We start from the raw sequence: 20,801 nt of genomic DNA, 5'->3' as shown, positions 1-20,801 counted from the left end.
TTTAAGCGTCTGCAGCCCCACCGGCGAAGCCGGTCGTGATTGCAACCTTTCTAGCAACCATCCGCTGAGCGCATTGAGCGGGCTATCCGCTCTCGCCCTGCAGAAAGGTGACGATCGCGTCAACGATCCGACTGGCCATCAGCGTCTTGGATCCGTGCTGCAGCGCGGCCTCGGTTCCGTCGGACGCCAGCAGCCAGCCGTCGTTGCTGTCCACCTCGAACGCGCGGCCGTCACCGACCGCGTTGACCACCAAGAGATCACATCCCTTGCGCCGCAACTTCGCTCGCGCGTGGAACAGTACGTCGCCGTTGGCATCGCCGGTCTCGGCGGCGAACCCGACGATGGCCCGCATGTTGGGCAGCTCCCCGTGCGCTCGCGCGCGGACCGTGCCGGCCAGCACGTCGTCGTTGCGCACCAACTCGATGGTCGGGGCGTCGTCGGTATCGTTGGGACCCTTTTTGATCTTCGCGGCGGCAACGCGCGCGGGCCGGAAGTCGGCGACCGCGGCCGCCATCACCAACACGTCGGCGGCGGGCGCGTGCTTGGACACCGCGTCGGCAAGCTGTTGCGCCGAGCTGATGTGCACCACCTCGACGCCGGCCGGATCGATGAGCCCGACGGTGTGGCCGGCGATCAAGGTCACCTCGGCGCCGCGCTGGGCGGCGACCCGTGCGACGGCGTAGCCCTGCTTGCCGGAGCTGCGGTTGCCGATGAAGCGAACGGGGTCGATCGGCTCGCGGGTGCCGCCGGCGGTCACCAGGAGCTTGCGACCGGCCAGGTCGTAGGGCAGCGCGTCGCCGCGCTCGAGCAGCAGCTGGGCCAGCGTGGTGATCTCTTCGGCCTCGGGAAGCCGTCCTTTGCCGCTGTCGGCGCCGGTGAGCCGCCCAAATGCCGGTTCCAACACCACAGCGCCCCGACGGCGCAATGTCGCCACATTGTCGACGGTGGCCGGGTGTAACCACATCTCGGTGTGCATCGCCGGGGCGAACAGCACCGGACATCGCGCCGTGAGCAGCGTCGCGGTCAGCAGATCGTCGGCGCGGCCGTGAACCGCGCGGGCCAACAGGTCCGCGGTGGCCGGTGCCACCACGACCAGGTCGGCCTGCTGACCGAGCCGGACGTGCGGCACCTCGGGGACGTCGGTGAAGACGCCGGTATGCACCGGCTGCCCGGACAGGGCCTCGAACGTGGCGGCGCCGACGAAGCGCAGCGCGGATTCGGTCGGGATGACGCGGACCTCATGGCCCGCCTCGGCGAGCTGCCGGACGACGGTGCACGCCTTGTAGGCGGCGATACCGCCGGAGACACCGACGACGATCCGCTTGCGATCCACCTACGCCGGCCCTTCCTCGTTGAAGCGGCTCTCAGACCTGATCACGGCGCCCGGCCCGTCCTGCTACTCGCCCTCGGTGTGCTCGAGCAGGTCGGCGTGGATCTCACGCATCGCGATCGAGAGCGGCTTTTCCTGCAGCCCCGGCTCGACCAGCGGGCCGACGTACTCGAGGATGCCCTCGCCGAGCTGGTTGTAGTAATCGTTGATCTGCCGCGCGCGCTTGGCCGCGTAGATCACCAGCGCGTACTTGCTGGACACGCGGTCGAGCAACTCATCGATGGGCGGGTTGGTGATGCCCAGCGGGGTGTCGTAGGCGCGCTGGCCGCCCGCCGAAGGATCGAATTGATCCACGGCGGTCAGCGACGCGTCGGACTGCGAAATACTCACGTAAGACTTTCTCCTGGCGCTCGGTTTCGTTGAAGAGCGGTTGACACAGCTGGAAACTTTGATTCTTGATCGCGTCGGACGGGCGGCTCAAGCCGCCCCAGGCGCGTTTCCCACCAGCAAGGATACCAATTCCGCGCACGCAGACTCCAATTGACGGTTGACCACGACCTGGTCGAAGTCGTCTTGAGCTGCCAGTTCCTCGCGGGCGGTCTCCAGGCGGCGCGCCATGGCCTCCGGCGTTTCGGTGCCACGCCCGCGCAGCCTGGCCTCCAGATCCGCCCAGCTGGGCGGGGCCAGGAACACGGTGATGGCCTCCGGCATGGCCTTTTTGATCGCCCTCGCGCCGGCCAGATCCACCTCGATGAGCACCGGAAATCCCGAACTGGTCGCGGCCCGGACCGGCGCCGCCGGGGTGCCCGATCGCTGCAGGCCACCGTGGATGTCGGCCCACTCCAGCAGGGCGCCCTCGTCGATGAGTTGCTGGAAACGGGCCGGACTGACGAAGTGGTAGTCGACGCCGTCGACCTCGCCCGGCCGCGGCGCCCGCGTCGTGGCCGAGACACTGAAATGCAGGTTCGGTACCCGCTCTCGCAGGCACCGGACCACTGTTGACTTTCCGACCGCTGAGGGACCGGACAGCACCACCACACGCCCCTTGCCGGATGGCTCGGGACGTGCGCGGTGCTCGGCGTCCGGTCCCTCGTCGACGTTCACCGGCGCCCCTGAGTGGGCGCGCCCATAGGCCAACTGGCCTGCATCGCCGCAGGTCGGCCGTGCTTGCTCGTCCGCCTTCTCCTCAGGCCTCTCGGCCTGCATCGTCGGCGAACTAGGCGGAGCCGAACTTTTCCAGCAGGGCCTTGCGCTGACGGTCGCCCAGACCACGCAGCCGGCGGGTCGGAGCGATCTCCAGCTCGGTCATGATTTCCTGCGCCTTGACCTTGCCCACCTTCGGCAATGCCTCAAGCAGCGCCGACACCTTCATCTTGCCCAGGACTTCATCACTCTCGGCGTCCTTGAGCACCTGGGTCAGGTTGGTGCCACCGCGCTTGAGACGGTCTTTCAGCTCTGCTCGTGCTCGACGTGCGGCAGCCGCCTTCTCCAACGCGGCCGCGCGCTGCTCGTCGGTCAACTGGGGAAGGGCCACGATTCCTCCGTATCTAGATCAATCTCGTGTCTCTGCCGGGTGCTTGGCCCAGCGGAGACGACCGTACTCACGCTTCCTGACGAAATCTAACCCGGCCCCCTGGTTATGAGGTTAAATGCCCAGCTTGTGCCGCGCCCACACATGCTCTCAGGGGCATGCTTCGGCATCGCTGGGAGCGCCTGGATTCGGCACGTGCGCGGCTGCCGTGGCGCCGGCGCGGGAATCAGGATCATGGGCTCTAGCTGCGGTTTTACGCCTGCGCGGTGCGGTGTCGGCGGGCTGGTGGGAGACGGTGGCAATCGGCGCCGACGGATAGCCGCAGTGCCTCGTGCCGGGCATCACGATTTGCCGTGGCGTGTCGCGCGTGTCGCGGCGCGGACAAACCCCTGGTCGTCGGGCGGAAGTCGAAGGGGAAAGATTCCGACGCTGTTAACCGGAGCGCCGGCCGGCCCGCTATTGCGCGCCGAGATAGGCGACGGAGTCCAGCATCTGTTGGGCCGCCGCCCGCAAGTCCGAGACGCTCGGTCCGGCCCGCAGCACCTCGCGTGCCACCGCGGGCAGCAATTGGCCTGCAACGGCCCCACCCAGGCCGGCCAGGGCCTCAGGACGGCCTCCCTGCACGCCGACGCCGGGAACCAGCACCGGCCCGCCCAGCGCACCGACGTCGGGCGCCTCGAAAACCGTCGCGCCCAGGACCACGCCGACATAGCCGGGCTCGTTCGGGTTCGACGACCGGTTGACCACCGCCGCCTGGTCGATGACCAGCTGGGACACCGTGCGCCCGTCGAAGGTGGCACGCTGCACGGTCGCGCCCTCCGGGTTGGAGCTCGCCGCCACCACGAACACCCCGCGATCGTGCGCCGCGGCGGTTTCCAGCAGCGGGCGCAACGAGCCGAACCCCAGATACGGCGAGGCGGTCACGGCGTCGGCGGCCAGCGGTGAATCGCCGGCCCAGGCCGCGGCGTAGGCCGCCATCGTGGTGCCGATATCCCCGCGCTTGGCGTCGGCCAGCACCAGCACCCCGGCCGAGCGCAGCGCGGCGATCGTGCGTTCCAGCACCGCGTAGCCGGCCGAGCCGTACGACTCGAAGAAGGCCACCTGGGGCTTGACGACGGCGAAGCCGGAAAAGGCCTCCACACAGATGTCGCAGAACTTGGCCACACCGTCGGCGGTGGCGGGCAGCTCCCACGCCCGTAGCAGCTCGGGGTGCGGGTCGATGCCCAGACACAACGGCCCGCGCCGCGCCTTGGCCTCGGCCAACCGGACGCCAAACCCGGTCATCGAGTGTCCTTTTCGGTCGGGCTGCCAGGTCCGATCATGCTGTGCAGCTCCTGTAGTGAACGCACCCCGATGTCACCGCGGATGCCGGCCTCGATGCCCTGCACGGCGGCCGACGCACCCTGCACGGTCGTCACGCAGGGAATGTTGACCGACACTGCGACGGAACGGATTTCGTATCCGTCGATGCGTGGACCGGAGTTGCCGTACGGCGTGTTGATCACCATGTCGACCTCACCCGCCTTGATCGCGTCGACGGCCGACATCTCGGGGCGCCCCGGTTGCGGCGGTTCGAAGTGCTTGCGGACCTCGTCACAGGGAATGCCGTTGCGGCGCAACATCTCCGCGGTTCCTTCGGTGGCGAGCACCCGGAAGCCCAGATCGGCCAGCCGCTTGACGGGGAACACCAGCGATCGCTTGTCGCGGTTCGCGACCGACACGAAGATAGTGCCCTGGGCCGGCAGGGAGCCGTAGGCGGCGGTCTGGCTCTTGGCGAAGGCACTGCCGAAGTCGCGGTCGATGCCCATCACCTCGCCGGTGGATTTCATCTCCGGGCCCAGCAGCGAATCGATGGCCGACCCGTCGGCACGGCGGAACCGGTGGAAGGGCAACACCGCCTCCTTGACCGCGATCGGGGCGTACTGGGCGGCGTTGGCCCCGTCCCCGGTCGGCGCCAACATTCCCTCCTCCCGAAGCTGGGAGATGGTGGTGCCCAACATGATCCGGGCACACGCTTTGGCCAGCGGGATCGCGGTGGCCTTGGACACGAACGGCACGGTACGGCTGGCCCGCGGGTTGGCCTCCAGGACGTAGAGCACATCGTCCTTGAGCGCGTACTGCACGTTGAGCAATCCGACCACACCGATTCCGTGCGCGATGGCCTCGGTCGCCCGGCGGACCTTCTCGACGTCGCTGCGGCCCAGCGTGACCGGCGGCAGCGCACAAGCCGAATCGCCGGAGTGGATACCGGCCTCCTCGATGTGCTCCATGATGCCGCCGATGTACACCTCGGAGCCGTCACACAGTGCGTCGACGTCGATTTCGACCGCGTCCTCGAGGAAGCGGTCGACGAGCACCGGGTGCTCGGGAGACAACTGGGTGGCGCGGGTGATGTAGCTCTTCAGCGTCTCTTCGTCGTAGACGATCTCCATGCCGCGCCCACCCAGCACGTAGGACGGCCGCACCAGCACCGGGTAGCCGATCTCGTCGGCGATCCGGCGGGCCTGCGCGAAAGTCGTTGCGGTGCCGTACTTCGGGGCCGGCAGTCCGGCCGCGGTCAGCACGTCGCCGAAGGCACCGCGGTCCTCGGCCAGGTCGATGGCCTCCGGCGGGGTGCCCACGATCGGAACGCCGGCATCGGCGAGCCGTTGGGCCAGCCCGAGCGGGGTCTGACCACCGAGTTGCACGATGACGCCCACCACGCCCGGGCCGCCGCTGGCCGACTCCGCTTCGGCGCGAAACACCTCGAGGACATCCTCGAAGGTCAGCGGCTCGAAGTAGAGCCGGTCGGCGGTGTCGTAGTCGGTGGACACCGTCTCGGGGTTGCAGTTGACCATCACGGTTTCAAAACCGGCCTGGCTCAACGTGGTTGCCGCGTGCACACAGCTGTAGTCGAACTCGATGCCCTGCCCGATCCGGTTCGGCCCCGAGCCGAGGATCAGCACCTTGGGCCTTTCGGTCTGCGGCGTGACTTCGGTCTCGGCGGCGGGGTCGAGTTCGTAGCTGCTGTAGTGATACGGAGTCTTGGCCTCGAACTCGGCGGCGCAGGTGTCCACCGTCTTGTACACCGGGTGGATGCCAAGGCGCCCACGCAGCGAGCGCACGCCGCTCTCCCCGGCCAATTCCGGTCGCAGCGCGGCGATCTGGCGGTCCGACAACCCGCTGTGTTTGGCGCGGCGCAGCAGGTCGGATTCGAGCACCGGAGCGTCGGCCAGCTCCGCGCGCAGCGCCACCAGCTCGCCGATCTGCGCGACGAACCACGGGTCTACCCCGCTGGCGTCGGCCACCCGCTCCACCGAAGCGCCCAGCCGCAACGCCAGCTCGATGTCATACAGCCGACCCTCGGTCGGCGTCTGCAGCCGGGTCAGCACCTGCTCGACTTCGCCGTCCGGGCCCGACGGGTCCGGGGTGGTCCAGAAGCCGGCCCGGTCGGTCTCCAGCGAGCGCATCACCTTGCCGAGCGCCTCGACGAAGTTGCGGCCCAACGACATCGCCTCGCCGACGGATTTCATCGTGGTGGTCAAGGTCGGGTCGGCACCCGGGAACTTCTCGAAGGCGAACCGCGGCGCCTTGACCACGACATAGTCCAGCGTGGGTTCGAAGCAGGCGGGCGTTTCCTTGGTGATGTCGTTGACGATCTCGTCGAGCGTGTAGCCGATGGCCAGCTTGGCGGCGATCTTGGCGATCGGGAATCCGGTGGCCTTGGAAGCCAGTGCGCTGGAACGGGATACCCGCGGGTTCATCTCGATGACGATCAACCGGCCGTCGGTCGGGTTGACCGCGAACTGGATGTTGCAGCCGCCGGTGTCGACGCCGACCTCACGCAGGATCGCGATGCCCAAATCGCGCATCCGCTGGTATTCCCGGTCGGTTAGCGTCATGGCCGGTGCGACGGTCACCGAGTCCCCGGTGTGCACACCCATCGGGTCGACGTTCTCGATCGAGCACACCACCACGACGTTGTCGTTGCCGTCGCGCATCAGCTCGAGCTCGAATTCCTTCCAGCCGTAAATCGATTCCTCGATCAACACATTGGCGCTGGGGCTGGCGGCCAGGCCGGCGCCGGCCATCCGGTCGACCTCCTCGACCGAGCGCGCCATGCCCGAGCCCAGGCCACCCATCGTGAAGCTGGGCCGCACGACGACCGGCAGACCGACCTCCTCGACGGTCTCCCGGACCTCGTCCATCGTGAAACACACTCGGCTGCGCGCGGATTCACCGCCGACCTTGGCGACGATATCCTTGAACATCTGCCGGTCCTCGCCACGCTGGATGGCGTCGAAGTCGGCACCGATCAACTCGACGCCGTGGCGCTCCAGCGCCCCATTCTCGTACAGCGCGACCGCGGTGTTGAGCGCGGTCTGCCCCCCCAGGGTCGCCAGCAGCGCGTCGATCTTGTTGCCGCGCGCGGCCTGCTGGACGATCACCTTCTCCACGAACGCGGCGGTGATGGGTTCGACGTAGGTGTGGTCGGCGTACTCCGGGTCGGTCATGATCGTGGCCGGGTTGGAGTTCACCAGGCTGACTTGCAGACCCTCGGCCCGCAGCACCCGGCATGCCTGGGTGCCGGAGTAGTCGAATTCGCAGGCCTGCCCGATGACGATCGGCCCGGAGCCGATCACCAGCACGTGGTTGAGGTCGGTGCGACGTGGCACTAGCGGCCCCTTCCGCTGTCTCGGGAAGCCATCAGATCGGCGAATTGGTCGAAGAGATACTCTGCATCATGCGGTCCGGCGGCGGCCTCCGGATGGTATTGCACCGAAAATGCCCGTCCATCAAGCAGTTTGACACCTTCCACCACTCCGTCGTTGGCGCAGGTGTGGCTGACGATCGCCTGTCCGAACGGCGTGTCGAACCGCTGGCCGGCCTCACCCTCGAGTGCGAAGCCGTGGTTCTGCGCGGTCACCGCCACCCGCCCGGTGGCGTGATCGATGACCGGGATGTTGATGCCGCGGTGGCCGAAGACCATTTTGTAGGTGGACAGGCCGAGCGCCCGGCCCAGGATCTGATTGCCGAAACAGATGCCGAACAACGGGATTCCGGCGTCGAGCACCTCGCGGGTGAGCGCGACGACGTGGTCGGCGGTAGCCGGGTCACCGGGCCCGTTGGACAAGAACACCCCGTCCGGCTTGATCTCGGCGATCTGAGAGAAGGTGGCCGACGCCGGCAACACGTGGCTGCGGATTCCGCGCCGGGCGAAGTTGCGTGGCGTGTTGGTCTTGATTCCCAGGTCCAGAGCGGCAACCGTAAATCGGTGCGGCCCTTCGGGTTCTACGACGTAGGTGCCCGGAGTGCTGACCTCGCCGGCGAGGTCGGCGCCGAGCATCGACTGCTGGTCGCGCACCCGCGCCAGCAACTCGTCCGGCTCGGCCAGCGCGTCACCGGAGAACACTCCGGCCTTCATCGACCCCCGGCTGCGCAGATGGCGCACCAGCGCCCGGGTGTCGATGCCGGCGATCCCGACGATGTGCTGGCGGATCAGCTCGTCCTCGAGCGTCGAAGTGGCACGCCAGTTGGACGCGCGCGGCGACGGGTCGCGGACCGCGTAACCGGAGACCCAGATCTTGTCACCCCTGCTTTCGGCGTCCTCGCCGTTCCACCCCGTGTTGCCGATCTGCGGCGCGGTGGCCACCACGATCTGCCGGTGATAGCTGGGGTCGGTCAGCGTCTCCTGATAGCCCGACATGCCCGTGGAAAACACGGCCTCCCCGAGGGTTTGGCCGATCTCGCCGAACGGCCAACCCGTGAAGACGCGACCGTCCTCGAGTACCAGTTGCGCTCTAGTAGCCGTCACGCTGCATCCTCCAGCCACCCGTCGTATTCGTCGCGATTGCCCGCCCGGAAACCGGTGTCGATTTCGACACCCGAGGGCAGCCGCCATCGGATGGCCAAGATCCCGCTGCGGGAGGCAAGCTTGCCGGCCATTACGCGTTGAGTGCGAACCTCCGAAATCGCGCCCTGCGGAATCCAAATCGGGTTGGCGCGGATGCGCTCCAGCAGGATGCCCTCGGGATAGCGACTCAGCACCGCCTTGCTGCGATATCCGAGATCACCGGCCGTGACCCGCTCGTTGGGTTCCGGGGCCAGCGTCGACCCGACATAAACGCCGCGCAGTGTGGTGCTCGCCGCGCCCACCTCGTCGGGCATATCGGGCAGGGTCCCGATCAGATCCTGCTGGCGCTGCGCCCGCCGGCGCCAGCCCACCATCATCAGCTGGATGACCACCGCGATGACCACCACCAGCACAGCCGCGAAGATCAGCGACCCCACCAGCGTTGCAGAGTTCATGCGGGGCTCTTCCCATCTCGAGCGGTGATCTTTCCGCGCAGCAACGTGGCCGTCACGGTGGCGGGCAGGGTCATCGACTCGTAAGGAGTGTTGGCGGAGCGACTGGCCAGATCACTCCCGGTGACCGTCCACGTCGCATCCGGGTCCACCACGGTCAGGTTGGCCGGCTCCCCCACCTCCAGCGGCCGGCCGTGATCGGGCAATCCGACTATGCGCGCCGGGTTTTCACTCATCACCCGGGCAACATCGCGCCAGGTGAGCAACCCGGGCACCACCATCGTCTGCACCACCACCGACAGCGCCGTCTGCAATCCGAGCATGCCGGGGCGGGCCGCGGCGAACTCACAACACTTCTCGTGTTCGGCGTGCGGGGCATGGTCGGTGGCCACACAGTCGATTACCCCGTCGGCCAGCGCTTGACGCAACGCGATCGTGTCGGACGCCTCACGCAGTGGCGGATTTACCCGGTTCACCCCGTCGTAGCCGGCCAGCCGGGTGTCGTCGAGCAGCAGATGATGCGGTGTCACCTCGGCGGTGATCGAGATGCCTTGGCCCTTAGCCCATTTCAGAAGCTCGACGGTGCCCGCGGTGGAGGCGTGGCAGACGTGCACCCGAGCACCGGCGTCGCGGGCCAGCAGCGCGTCACGCGCGACGATCGATTCCTCGGCGGCCCTGGGCCATCCCGCGAGTCCGAGCCGGGCGGCCGCGGGCCCTTCGTGCGCCACCGCCCCGACGGTCAGCCGCGGCTCCTCGGCATGCTGGGCGATCAGCACGCCCAACCCGGTGGCGTATTCCAGGGCGCGGCGCATGATCAGCGGATCGTGCACGCAGTTGCCGTCGTCGGAGAACATCCGCACCTGTGCGATACCCGCGGCCATCATGCCCATCTCGGTGAGCTCGGTTCCGGCCAGCCCGACGGTGACCGCGCCGACGGGGTGCACGTCCACCAGGCCGACCTGCTGGCCGCGATGCCACACGTGATCGGTGACCACCGGGCTGTCGGCCACCGGCGTGGTGTTCGCCATCGCGAACACGGCCGTGTATCCGCCCAAAGCGGCTGCCGCTGAACCGGTTTCGATATCCTCCGCGTATTCGCGGCCGGGCTCGCGCAGGTGGGTGTGCAGGTCGACGAATCCCGGCAGCAGCACGTGATCTGTGGCGTCGATGACGTCGGCGGTGTCGGGGATCTCGAGTTTCGGTCCGATATCGGCGATCTGGCCGTCATCGACCAGCACGTCGACGCGCTCGCCTTCGCCGTACAACCGGACCCCGCGCAGCAGCACGGTCACGCGGCCCCCTCACTTCCCACCGATTCGGTACCCACCAGCACATGGAACAGCACAGCCATCCGCACGTGCACGCCATTGGAAACCTGTTGCAGCACCGCGGATTGCGACGAATCCGCGACCGAGGACGCGATCTCCATGCCGCGCACCATCGGGCCGGGGTGCAGCACCACCGCGTGGCTTCCCAGCATGGCCTGGCGCCGGTCCGAAAGGCCGTAACGCACCGAGTATTCGCGCACCGACGGGAAGAACCCGCCATTCATCCGCTCGGCCTGGACCCGCAGCATCAGCACCGCGTCGGCGGCGGGCAGCTCGGCGTCGAAGTCATAGGAGACGGTGGCCGGCCAGCCGTCGACACCGACCGGCAGCAGGGTCGGCGGCGCCACCAGCACCACCTCGGCGCCCAGCGTGGCCAGCAGCATCACGTTGGAGCGCGCGACCCGGCTGTGCAGGATGTCACCGACGATCACCACGCGCCGGCCCTCGATCTGGCCGAGCCGCTGGCGGATGGTCAGCGCGTCCAGCAGCGCCTGGGTCGGATGTTCGTGGGTGCCGTCGCCGGCGTTGATCACCGACGGGCCACCGTGTTCGCTGTTGGAGTGCGCGGTCCAGTCGGCCAGCAGGTGCGCCGCACCGGAGGCTGGGTGCCGGATGATCAGGGCGTCGGCACCGGCCGCGTGCAGCGTCAATGCGGTGTCGCGCAACGACTCCCCTTTACTCACCGACGACCCGGACGAGCTGACGTTGATCACGTCGGCGCTCATCCACTTCCCGGCCACCTCGAACGACACCCGGGTGCGGGTGGAGTTCTCGTAGAACATCGTGACGACGGTGCGCCCGCGCAGGGTGGGGAGTTTCTTGACCTCGCGCCCGACCAGCGCCTGTGCGAACCGGTCGGCGTCGTCCAGGATCGCGGTGGCCTCGTCGCGGCTGAGGTCGCCGGCGGCCAGCAGATGTCTGGTCATGACTCTCGCCTCATTCGGAGTCCCTCCCGATGACGACGCCGTCGCGGCCGTCGTGCTCGCGCAGCTGGACGTGCACGCTCTCGTTGCGCGCGGTCGGCACGTTCTTACCCACGTAGTCGGCGCGTATCGGCAGCTCGCGATGGCCGCGGTCGACCAGCACCGCCAGCTGTACGACTCGCGGTCTGCCGACGTCGCGCAGCGCGTCCAGCGCGGAGCGCACCGAGCGGCCGGAATACAACACGTCGTCGACGAGAATCACCAGTGCGTCGTCGATGCCACCGGCGGGAATCGAGGTGACCTCCAGCGGCCGGGGCGGCTTGGTCATCAAATCGTCACGGTACAAAGTGATGTCGAGGCCGCCATGGCCGACCTCGACGCCGCAGAATTCGCCGATGTTGGCGGCCAGCCGCGCAGCCAGGCTCACCCCGCGGGTCGGGATTCCCAGCAGCACCACGCGAGGCGCGTCGGGACCATCCAGCGCGGTCTTTTCGATGATCTGGTGGGCGATACGGGAAATCGTTCGGCCGACGTCGGCCGCCGACATCAATTCGCGGCCGGATGCGGAATCACCCGCGGCACTCATGCGAAACCCTGACCTCCTTCTCCGCCTCTCCGGACGGATCGTTAAAGGATGTCGACTGTCGGGCAGCGTAGCATTTCGCGGCTCGCCCGACGACGGGGGACGCGCCCGGCGCTCCGGGGCCGCCCGTACTGACCCCGCTACTTCGCCGAAGCAAAAATGGCTATTCGCGCGGCGCCGAATATTCGCAATATCGAACAATGCACATCAATAGCGAACCTGTTGAATCTACGTACAATAGCGATAATTCGCAGCCCCTCAGGGCAATTCCAGCGGAATACATGGTTACCAACCGTCGACAACTAGTTTAAGCGGGCTAATCATTCGGCTCGACGATGCGGCCTGCCCGGACGCCACGCGGTTTAGCTGGCATTACCTGGTCTGCACGCCCATTCGGAGGCAGCAGCGACAACGATGGACGCGACCGGATTCGGGCGTCGATTTCATTGAAACGACGACGTGAATTCACTAAGAATTATCAGTTGCAAACCTTCCCGCAGAATGCAAAGATTCCTAGCGCAGGCGGCAGTCCACGCACTTGCCCGCCATTTCTTAAATCCGAATAGGAGTTTCCATGCGCAGCGCGAGTTCGCATGCTAATGAGTCGTGTCCCCCGGCACCGCTCGGCCCGATCGATTGTGCGCAGACCACTACTCCTGACGTTCCCCCCGCGGCCGAGCGCATCGCACGGCGCGAATACCTGCGATCGGAATGCCTGCAGGTCGCGCGCCGCCGAGCGCTGGCCGCTGAGCTCTACACCATCTACCGGGAGACCCTGCACGGCCACACGCCCGAGGAATTCGACGATTTGATCTTCGGCACCGCCAGCGCTCACCTTGCGCTTTTCTATGGGGCGCGCGGCGAACTCGCTGGTTTCGCATTTGCCGCGATCGACCGCATCGAGCACGCCGGCCGCACCCACGCCGTGATGGGAGGCGGCGGATTCTTCCGATCGCACTATCGCGGCGGGTCGTCGGCGTCGCTGTTCTTCCTCGGCCGGGGCATCCGCGCCCGGCTGCGCGAGCCGCACGTACCGCTGGCCTACCTGACCCGGGCCAGCACCCCGGCGGCCTACCGCCGGCTCGCCGTGACGATGCCGACGATTTACCCGAGCCGCAGGCGTCCGACGCCGGTCAATGTCGAGACGCTGGTGCGAGAAGTGAGTCCGCGCCGGCACTACGTGCAGGTCACCGAGAACCCGTGGGTGGTGCGGTCGGCCGCGCCCAACGACCCGTCGCGCCTGCAGCGACTCGAACACGACCCCGATGTGCGCTTCTATCTCGACCTCAATCCCGGGTTCGCCCAGGGTGAATCGCTGCTGGTTTGGGTGCGGGCCGACCTGGCGGATCTCGCCAGCGGATTCGCCCGGGCCCTGCGTGCGGTGACCCCCACGAAGCTCACATGACCGGCATTCTTCGACGCATCTGGGTACCGATCGTCATGGTTGTCGTCGTGGCGGTCGGTACCATCATCGTTTCCCGGCTGCACGGGGTTTTCGGTTCCCATCAACACGATTCAGACAAGAGCAATGCCGACGCGATTGTCGCGTTCAATCCCAAGCACGTTGTCTACGAGATCTTCGGCCCGCCCGGCGCGACGGCAAGCATCCACTATCTGGATGCCGATGCGCAACCGCAGGAGGTCGAAAACGCGGTGGTGCCATGGACGCTGCGCATCGATACCACGCTCAGTGCCGTGGTGGCCAACGTCGTGGCGCAGGGCGACGGCACCAGCCTCGGATGCCGCATCACCGTCAATGGCGTTGTGCGCGACGAACTTACGGTGAACTCACACAACGCTGCGACCAGCTGCCTGGTGAAGTCCGCATGAGCGGCGGCGGGCGGGTGGTTACCGCCGGCCGGACCATCCGCTGGCTGGCGCTGCCGATCATCCTGTTCTGGGTGGCGCTGTGCGCCGTCCTCAACACAGCCACGCCAGTGCTATCGGAAGTCGCTGGAACACATGCCGTGTCGTACAGCGCCCACGACGCGCCGTCGCTGATCGCGATGAAGCGCATCGGCAAGAACTTTCAGCAGTTCAACTCGGACACCACGGCAATGGTGCTGCTGGAGGGCCGAGACAAGCTGGGCGACAGCGCGCATCGCTTTTACGACACGCTGATTGCCAAACTCTCCGAAGACAAGGCGCACGTCGAGCACGTGGAGAACTTCTGGGGCGACAGCCTGACCGCGGCGGGGTCACAGAGCGCCGACGGTAAAGCCGCCTATGTCCAGCTGTACCTCACCGGCGATCAAAGCAGCTCGGCGGCCAACGAATCCGTCGTCGCCGTCGAACGCATCGTGGACAGCGTGCCGCCACCGCCCGGGATCAGGGCCTACGTGACCGGCCCGGGTCCGCTCAATGGCGATACCCACACCTATGGCGACCGCAGCCTGGAAAAGATCACCCTGATCACCGTGGTCGTGATCGCCTTGATGCTGTTCATCGCGTATCGCTCGGTGACCACCGTGCTGTTCGTGCTGCTGACGGTGGGCGTTGAGTTGCTCACCGCGGAGGGCGTCATCGCCACCCTGGCCAACAACGACGTCATCGCCCTATCCACGTTCGCCGTGAATGTGCTTGTGGCACTTGCGATAGCAGCGTCAACGGACTACGTCATCTTCCTGATCGGACGCTACCAGGAGGCCCGCGCGGCCGGCATGGACCGAGAAGCCGCGTACTACGACATGTTCCACGGAACCGCGCATGTGATCCTGGGGTCCGGCCTGACCGTCGCGGGCGCGATGTATTGCCTGAGTTTCACGCGGCTGCCGGTCTTCAACACCCTCGGGTGGCCGTGTTCGATCTCGGTCCTGGTGGTGATCGTCGCCTCGCTCACCCTGGCGCCCGCCGTCATCGTCGTCGCCGGCCGATTCGGGACGTTCGATCCCAAACGTCATGTGAGCAACCGGCGTTGGCGCCGGATCGGCACCATCGTCGTCCGATGGCCCGGCCCGGTGCTCGTCGCGTCGATCCTGGTGTCGCTGATCGGCCTGATCGCCCTGCCGAGCTATCAGACCGGCTACAACGGGCGCTATTACCTGCCGGCCGATACCCCGTCGAATATCGGTTTCCAGGCCTCGGACCGGCATTTTCCGCAGGCTCGCATGGAGCCGGAGCTACTGATGATCGAGGCCGATCACGACCTGCGCAACCCGACGGACATGCTCGTCCTCGACCGGATCGCCCGCACCATTTTCCACACGCCGGGTATCGCACGGGTGCAAGGCATTACCCGGCCGCTGGGCTCGCCGATCGACCACGCCTCGATCCCGTTCCAGATCAGCGCGCAAAGTGCCGTCACGATCGAGAACCTCAAGAATCTGCGGAATCGGGTCGCCGACATGTCCCGGATGACCAGCGAGCTGCAACACATGATCGACGTCTCGTTGCACATCCAGGACTTGACACGGCAGCTGGCGAACGTGACCCATGGTATGGCGGGCGACACCAGGCAGATGCGGCAGACCGCCGGTGAACTGCGGGACCACCTCTCCGATTTCGAAGACTTCTGGCGGCCGGTCCGAAGCTATTTCTATTGGGAGCGTCACTGTTTCGACATCCCGCTGTGCTGGTCGCTGCGGTCGTTGTTCGACGGGGTCGACGGCATCGACCGGCTCAGCGAAGACGTCGGCAACCTGGCACTCAACACCGATCGACTCGACCGGATCATGCCGCAGATGCTGGCGCAGATGCCCCCGCTGATCGCGGCGATGCAGACCGTCAAGGATCTAGCTCAGACAGCGACCAGCACCTTCTCCGGGTTGATCACCCAGATGGACGCGCTGACCCGCAACACGACGGTGATGGGACAGGCCTTCGACGGCGCCAAGAACGACGACTTCTTCTACCTTCCGCCCGAAGCGTTCGAGAATCCGGACTTCAAGCGGGGACTGGGCATGTTCCTGTCCCCCGATGGCAGCTCGGCGCGGTTCTTCATCACCCACAAGGGCGATCCGGCGACGGCCGAGGGCATTTCACATATCGACGGCATCCGGCAGGCCGCGGACGAGGCCGTGAAGGGCACTCCGCTGGCGGCGGCCAACATCTATCTGACCGGCACCGCGTCCACCGACAAAGACGAGCGCGACGGGTCCATGTATGACCTGATGATCGCGGCGATCGCGTCGCTGTGCCTGATCTTCATGATCATGCTGGCGATCACCGCAAGTGTGGTGGCCTCCGCCGTGATTGTGGGCACGGTCACGATCTCGTTGGGCTCGTCGTTCGGCCTGTCGGTGCTGATCTGGCAGCACATGCTGCACATGCCGCTGCACTGGCTGGTGCTCGCGATGGCCATCATCGTGATGCTGGCCGTCGGATCGGACTACAACCTGCTGTTGGCCGCGCGGTTCCGGGAAGAAATCGGCGCCGGACTCAAGACCGGAATGATCCGGTCGATGGGCAGCACCGGCGGCGTCGTCACCACCGCCGGCCTGGTATTCGCGTTCACGATGGGTGCGATGGGGACCAGCGATCTGCGCGTCGTCGGCCAAATCGGCACCACGATCATGATCGGGTTGTTGTTCGACACCTTGATCGTGCGCTCATTCATGATGCCGGCCGCAGCGACACTGCTGGGACGCTGGTTCTGGTGGCCCCGCCAGGTCCGCAGCCACGCCGCGACGCCGCCCGCTCGCCCCTTCGCGGTCGATCAGCGCCGCGCCGCCGAGTACGCCGCGAATGCACCCACCGTCGGATGACGTTCGGCGACTACCCGACGGTGCAGGGGTATTGCGCGTTGACCACACAATTCGACGGCGGGGTGTAGGTACCGCTCAGCACGCCGCGGAAACCACCCGTGGCGGTACCGCCGGGTGCAATCTCGCGATCCCAATTCGCCGGGGTGACCACATAGTGCGTGCCGGATTGGGTGACGGTGCTGTTCCACGCGTGCAAGACGGATTGTCCCGCGGGCATGTCGAAGTCAATCCGCCAGTCGGCCATCGGCGACATGTTCGGGTTGGTCACGGTGAAGTGGGCGATAAAACCGGTCTGCCAGGTATGTTCCACCTGCAACGTGGCCATGGCCGCGGCCGCATCAGCCGCGGGGGCGGCGGCGAGGGCGAAGCCGACCGCCAGCACCGCCGACACGGCTACGTGAAGTGCTGTGCGACAGCGCTTCACGTGATTGTTCAGTCCCGCCATAGCAGCCACACTAAAGCGCAAACCGGCGATATCGGCCCGCGCATCGCGGGGTAGCTGCAGCAACTTTGCCCAACCGAAACCGTTATGAAACCTCGGCCCCGAAATAGCGAGCCGGGACGCAGCGCCCGACGCCGCCGACTCGCCATGGGCACGGCGATCGGTTCGCAGCTAATCTGACTCGCGTGAGTGACAACGCCGACGGGCCCGTCCGCCCGCTGATCGGGTTCATCACCGGCGACAATGCGCCGCCGATCACCCCGGCACCGGCGAGCCGGGCGTGGATGACGGCGCAGTCGGAGGCGGACAAGGGTTGGCCCAGCCGGTGTTTGCCGATGCTGATCGCCAACCAGAGCGGCTGGGAACTGCGCAATCCGTGCGCCTTCACCGCCACCTGGATAGCCCAAGAGGGTATGGACGTCATGATCGAACCCGATCGTTACGTCGCCGACCAGTTCCTGCCCGCCGGCCATTTCGGCAACGGCATCTTCACCTGGCGTCTACCGATGCTGTTTCGCACTCCCCCGGGCTACAACCTGTTGGTCCGCGGACCGGCGAATTATCCCAAAGACGGCGTGTGCGCGCTGGAGGGCATCGTCGAAACCGACTGGGCCAGCGCTAGTTTCAGTATCAACTGGAAAATCACCCGCAAATCCATGCCGGTGCGATTCGAAGTCGACGAACCGATCTGCATGATCGTCCCGCAGCGCCGCGGCGAGCTTGAAGAGTTCGCGCCCGAAATCAGGCCCATCACAGCCGATCCGGAGCTACAGCGCAAACACGAGTTGTTCCTTCGCGAACGTGATGCGGCAAAGCACGCCGAGCAATTGGCGCGCGTCGCCGCCGGTGAACGGGTGGACTGGCAGGGTGACTACACCCGGGGCACACACCGAGACGGAGAGCCCGGGGCGCCGGATCACCAGACCCGTCGCCGCCTTCGTCCCTTTGCGCTCCCACCCGGCGAGACGCAGCAGTAGACCGCCGACAGCCGGTGTCATCCGGCGATGACCAGGCGTGACGCCGGTTTTGGGGAACTCCCAGGTTCCCCGTTTAGTCTGGCGCAGGTGAGTGACACACCCAACGGCGGAACGCCTCGTCCGTTGATCGGGTTCATCACCCGTGACAACGCACCCCCGATTGGTCCGGCACCGATCAGCCGGGCGTGGATGCCCGAGATGTCCAAGACCCGGACCGGTTGGCCGAATCGGTGTCTGCCGATGCTGATCGCGAACCAAAGTGGTTGGGAGCTGCGCAATCCGTGCGCGTTCACCGCCACCTGGATGGGTCAGGACGACGGTGTGGACGTGATCATCGCACCCCATCAGCGCAACACCGGTCAGCTGCTGCCCACCAGCCACTTCGGCAACGGGATCCTAACCTGGCATCTGCCCATGCTGTTTCGCACCCCCCCCGGCTACAACCTGCTGGTCCGCGGACCGGCGAACTATCCGAAGGACGCCGTCTGCGCGCTGGAGGGCATCGTCGAAACCGACTGGACAAGCGCGAGTTTCAGCATGAGCTGGAAATTCACCCGCAAACTGATGCCGGTGCGATTCGAGGTCGACGAGCCGATCTGCATGATCGTCCCGCAACGGCGCGGCGAGCTCGAAGAATTCGCCCCCGAACTCAGGAGCATCGAGTCCGATGCCGAACTACACCGCAAGTATCAGGTGTTTCTCGGTTCCCGCAGCAAGGCAAAGCAAATGGAGCAACTGACGCGGCTCAACGCGGGCGAACAAGTCCAGTGGCAGGGCGACTACACCCGGGGCAGACATACCGACGGTGACGCCGGGCCACCGGATCACCAGACGCGCCGTCACCTTCGTTCCTTTGTTCGGCCCCAACATGCGGAGCACCAACAGGGGGCCCGCGACCAACGCGCGCAGAACGGCTAACCGGGCGCGGGCTACCCTGACCGGGTGAATCTCGATGGCAACCAGGCCTCCATTCGCGAGGCGTGCGACGCCGGCCTGCTCGCCGGTGCGGTGACGGTGGTATGGCAGCACGGAGAAGTCCTGCAGGTCAACGAGATCGGCTACCGGGATGTCGGCGCCGGCTTGCCGATGCAGCGAGACACCCTGTTTCGCATCGCGTCGATGACCAAACCGGTCACCGTCACCGCGATCATGAGCATGGTCGACGAGGGCAAGCTGACGCTCAAAGACCCGATCACGCACTGGGTACCGGAGCTGGCCGACCTGCGGGTGCTCGACGACCCGCACGGTCCCCTGGACCGCACGCACCCCGTCAACCGGGCGATCCTGATCGAGGACCTGCTGACCCATACCAGCGGACTGGGCTACGGGTTCTCGGTATCCGGGCCGATCTCGCGGGCCTACCAGCGGCTGCCGTTCAACCAGGGCCCGGACGTGTGGGTCAGCGAGCTGGCCAAGCTCCCGCTGGTGCATCAGCCCGGCGAACGGATGACCTACAGCCACTCCATCGACCTGCTGGGCGTCATCGCGGCGCGCATCGAGGGCAAGGCGTTCGACCAGGTCCTCGACGAACGGGTGCTGGGTCCGGTCGGCATGCCCGACACCGGGTTTTCGGTGTCCCCGGAAGGCCGCCGCCGCGCGGCGACCATGTACCGGCTGGACGGCCAGAGCCGGTTGCACCATGACGTGATGGGGCCGCCACACATCACGCCGCCCAGCTTCCCGAACGCCGGCGGCGGATTGTTGTCGACGGCCGACGACTACCTGCGGTTCGTGCGGATGCTGCTGGGCGACGGGACGGTCGACGGCGTGCGGGTCCTGTCGCCCGAATCGGTGCGTCTCATGCGGACCGACCGGCTCACCGACGAGCACAAGCGGCACAACTTCCTGGGCGCGCCGTACTGGGTCGGCCGCGGGTTCGGGCTCAACCTGTCGGTGGTGACCGATCCGGCCAAGAGCGCCGCGCTGTTCGGGCCGGGCGGGCTCGGGACGTTCAGCTGGCCCGGTGCGTACGGGACGTGGTGGCAGGCCGACCCGGCCGCGGATCTGGTTCTGCTGTATCTGGTCCAGAACATGCCCGACATGTCAGCGGACGTCGCGGCGGCCGTGGCCGGCAACACCACGCTCGCGAAACTGCAAGCGGTACAACCGAAATTTGTCCGCCGCACCTATCAAGCGCTCAACCTTTAGCACCGTGGCCGACCACCCGCCCGATCGCATCGTCGGCCCGCGGCTCGTGCTGCGGCTCCCCACGCTCGCGGATGCCGGTGCGCTGTACCAACGGGTCGCCCGCGATCGTGCGGTCACGAAATACCTGCTGTGGTCCCCACATGCCGACGTGGCGACCACGCGGCGAGTGATCGCCGAGAAACTCAACGCCAGTGACGAAGAGCGAACCTGGGCCGTCGAGTTGCGGCACAGCGGTGAGGTCATCGGACTGACCAGTTGCCGGCGCTCGGCAACCGATTCGGTCGAGATCGGTTACTGCCTCGGTCGCAAATGGTGGGGCAAGGGTCTGATGTCCGAGGTGCTGGACATGTTGCTGACCGCGCTGCGCGCCGACCCCGAGCTGCTGCGCGTCTGGGCAACCTGCGCGGTCGACAACGTGCGGTCGGCGCGCTTGCTGGAGCGAGCCGGGTTTGCGCTGGAAGCCCGGCTGGAACGCCACGCCGTCTACCCCACGATCGGACCCGAGCCGCGGGATGCCCTGCTCTACGACATGGCCCTGCGCTGACCGTGCG

The 20,801-nt window shown here is 66.8% G+C and carries 19 protein-coding genes; 7 read left to right on the top strand and 12 right to left on the bottom strand.

What is annotated here, in order from left to right; translation table 11 throughout:
* Positions 1-82: 82 nt before the first annotated feature.
* The 11 genes from coaBC to pyrR form a co-directional block, all read right to left on the bottom strand.
* A complete protein-coding gene (gene coaBC, locus ACAG21_RS20615) occupies positions 83-1,333 on the bottom strand; it encodes a bifunctional phosphopantothenoylcysteine decarboxylase/phosphopantothenate--cysteine ligase CoaBC (RefSeq protein WP_370498120.1) in 1,251 nt (416 codons plus the stop codon).
* A gap of 63 nt (positions 1,334-1,396) precedes the next feature.
* On the bottom strand, positions 1,397-1,720 hold the full coding sequence (rpoZ, locus tag ACAG21_RS20610; RefSeq protein ID WP_342928818.1) for a DNA-directed RNA polymerase subunit omega: 324 nt from the start codon (positions 1,718-1,720) through the stop codon (positions 1,397-1,399).
* 87 nt (positions 1,721-1,807) lie between these two features.
* Positions 1,808-2,434, bottom strand: coding sequence for a guanylate kinase (gene gmk / locus ACAG21_RS20605; RefSeq protein ID WP_370498119.1), 627 nt, complete (start codon positions 2,432-2,434; stop codon positions 1,808-1,810).
* 112 nt (positions 2,435-2,546) lie between these two features.
* Positions 2,547-2,864 carry an integration host factor, actinobacterial type gene (gene mihF, locus ACAG21_RS20600; RefSeq protein ID WP_003407240.1) on the bottom strand — a complete coding sequence of 106 codons (318 nt, stop codon included), beginning with the start codon at positions 2,862-2,864 and terminating at the stop codon, positions 2,547-2,549.
* Between the two features lie 453 nt (positions 2,865-3,317).
* Positions 3,318-4,145: an orotidine-5'-phosphate decarboxylase gene (pyrF, locus tag ACAG21_RS20595; RefSeq protein WP_370498111.1), complete on the bottom strand. Its 828-nt coding sequence runs from the start codon at positions 4,143-4,145 to the stop codon at positions 3,318-3,320.
* Positions 4,142-7,516: a carbamoyl-phosphate synthase large subunit gene (gene carB / locus ACAG21_RS20590; protein WP_370498110.1), complete on the bottom strand. Its 3,375-nt coding sequence runs from the start codon at positions 7,514-7,516 to the stop codon at positions 4,142-4,144. Before carB ends, pyrF begins: the two co-directional genes overlap by 4 nt.
* Positions 7,516-8,655, bottom strand: coding sequence for a glutamine-hydrolyzing carbamoyl-phosphate synthase small subunit (gene carA / locus ACAG21_RS20585; RefSeq protein ID WP_370498109.1), 1,140 nt, complete (start codon positions 8,653-8,655; stop codon positions 7,516-7,518). The genes carB and carA overlap by 1 nt, the downstream gene beginning before the upstream one ends.
* Positions 8,652-9,149: a transporter gene (locus ACAG21_RS20580; RefSeq protein ID WP_370498108.1), complete on the bottom strand. Its 498-nt coding sequence runs from the start codon at positions 9,147-9,149 to the stop codon at positions 8,652-8,654. Before ACAG21_RS20580 ends, carA begins: the two co-directional genes overlap by 4 nt.
* On the bottom strand, positions 9,146-10,438 hold the full coding sequence (locus tag ACAG21_RS20575) for a dihydroorotase (RefSeq protein WP_370498107.1): 1,293 nt from the start codon (positions 10,436-10,438) through the stop codon (positions 9,146-9,148). The genes ACAG21_RS20580 and ACAG21_RS20575 overlap by 4 nt, the downstream gene beginning before the upstream one ends.
* Positions 10,435-11,400 carry an aspartate carbamoyltransferase catalytic subunit gene (locus tag ACAG21_RS20570; RefSeq protein ID WP_370498106.1) on the bottom strand — a complete coding sequence of 322 codons (966 nt, stop codon included), beginning with the start codon at positions 11,398-11,400 and terminating at the stop codon, positions 10,435-10,437. Before ACAG21_RS20570 ends, ACAG21_RS20575 begins: the two co-directional genes overlap by 4 nt.
* A 10-nt stretch (positions 11,401-11,410) precedes the next feature.
* Positions 11,411-11,983: a bifunctional pyr operon transcriptional regulator/uracil phosphoribosyltransferase PyrR gene (gene pyrR, locus ACAG21_RS20565; protein ID WP_370498105.1), complete on the bottom strand. Its 573-nt coding sequence runs from the start codon at positions 11,981-11,983 to the stop codon at positions 11,411-11,413.
* A 571-nt stretch (positions 11,984-12,554) separates the two neighbouring features.
* Between pyrR and ACAG21_RS20560 the strand changes: the two genes are divergently transcribed.
* The 3 genes from ACAG21_RS20560 to ACAG21_RS20550 are packed head-to-tail and all read left to right on the top strand — an operon-like array spanning position 12,555 to position 16,683.
* Entirely contained in the window at positions 12,555-13,385 is an 831-nt protein-coding gene (locus tag ACAG21_RS20560; RefSeq protein ID WP_370498104.1) for a hypothetical protein, read from the top strand.
* Positions 13,382-13,810, top strand: a complete 429-nt coding sequence (locus ACAG21_RS20555; RefSeq protein ID WP_370498103.1) for an MmpS family transport accessory protein — start codon at positions 13,382-13,384, stop codon at positions 13,808-13,810. The genes ACAG21_RS20560 and ACAG21_RS20555 overlap by 4 nt, the downstream gene beginning before the upstream one ends.
* A complete protein-coding gene (locus ACAG21_RS20550; RefSeq protein ID WP_370498102.1) occupies positions 13,807-16,683 on the top strand; it encodes an RND family transporter in 2,877 nt (958 codons plus the stop codon). The genes ACAG21_RS20555 and ACAG21_RS20550 overlap by 4 nt, the downstream gene beginning before the upstream one ends.
* A 10-nt stretch (positions 16,684-16,693) precedes the next feature.
* Here ACAG21_RS20550 and ACAG21_RS20545 read toward each other — a convergent pair whose 3' ends face one another.
* Positions 16,694-17,128, bottom strand: a complete 435-nt coding sequence (locus ACAG21_RS20545; protein ID WP_096286715.1) for a cellulose-binding domain-containing protein — start codon at positions 17,126-17,128, stop codon at positions 16,694-16,696.
* Between the two features lie 182 nt (positions 17,129-17,310).
* On the opposite strand from ACAG21_RS20545, the gene ACAG21_RS20540 reads away from it, so the two are divergent.
* The 4 genes from ACAG21_RS20540 to ACAG21_RS20525 all read left to right on the top strand — a co-directional run bounded on the left by ACAG21_RS20540 (position 17,311) and on the right by ACAG21_RS20525 (position 20,794).
* Positions 17,311-18,102, top strand: a complete 792-nt coding sequence (locus ACAG21_RS20540) for a DUF6065 family protein (RefSeq protein WP_370498101.1) — start codon at positions 17,311-17,313, stop codon at positions 18,100-18,102.
* Between the two features lie 87 nt (positions 18,103-18,189).
* Positions 18,190-19,020, top strand: coding sequence for a DUF6065 family protein (locus ACAG21_RS20535; protein WP_370498100.1), 831 nt, complete (start codon positions 18,190-18,192; stop codon positions 19,018-19,020).
* A gap of 24 nt (positions 19,021-19,044) precedes the next feature.
* On the top strand, positions 19,045-20,250 hold the full coding sequence (locus tag ACAG21_RS20530; RefSeq protein ID WP_370498099.1) for a serine hydrolase domain-containing protein: 1,206 nt from the start codon (positions 19,045-19,047) through the stop codon (positions 20,248-20,250).
* A 4-nt stretch (positions 20,251-20,254) separates the two neighbouring features.
* On the top strand, positions 20,255-20,794 hold the full coding sequence (locus ACAG21_RS20525) for a GNAT family N-acetyltransferase (protein WP_370498098.1): 540 nt from the start codon (positions 20,255-20,257) through the stop codon (positions 20,792-20,794).
* Positions 20,795-20,801: the final 7 nt, after the last annotated feature.

Source organism: Mycobacterium sp. pR1184 (genome assembly GCF_041287235.1).
Lineage (GTDB): Bacteria > Actinomycetota > Actinomycetes > Mycobacteriales > Mycobacteriaceae > Mycobacterium.
The sequence above is the reverse complement of the archived record's forward strand: the minus strand, read 5'-3'. Positions and strand labels throughout refer to the sequence as shown.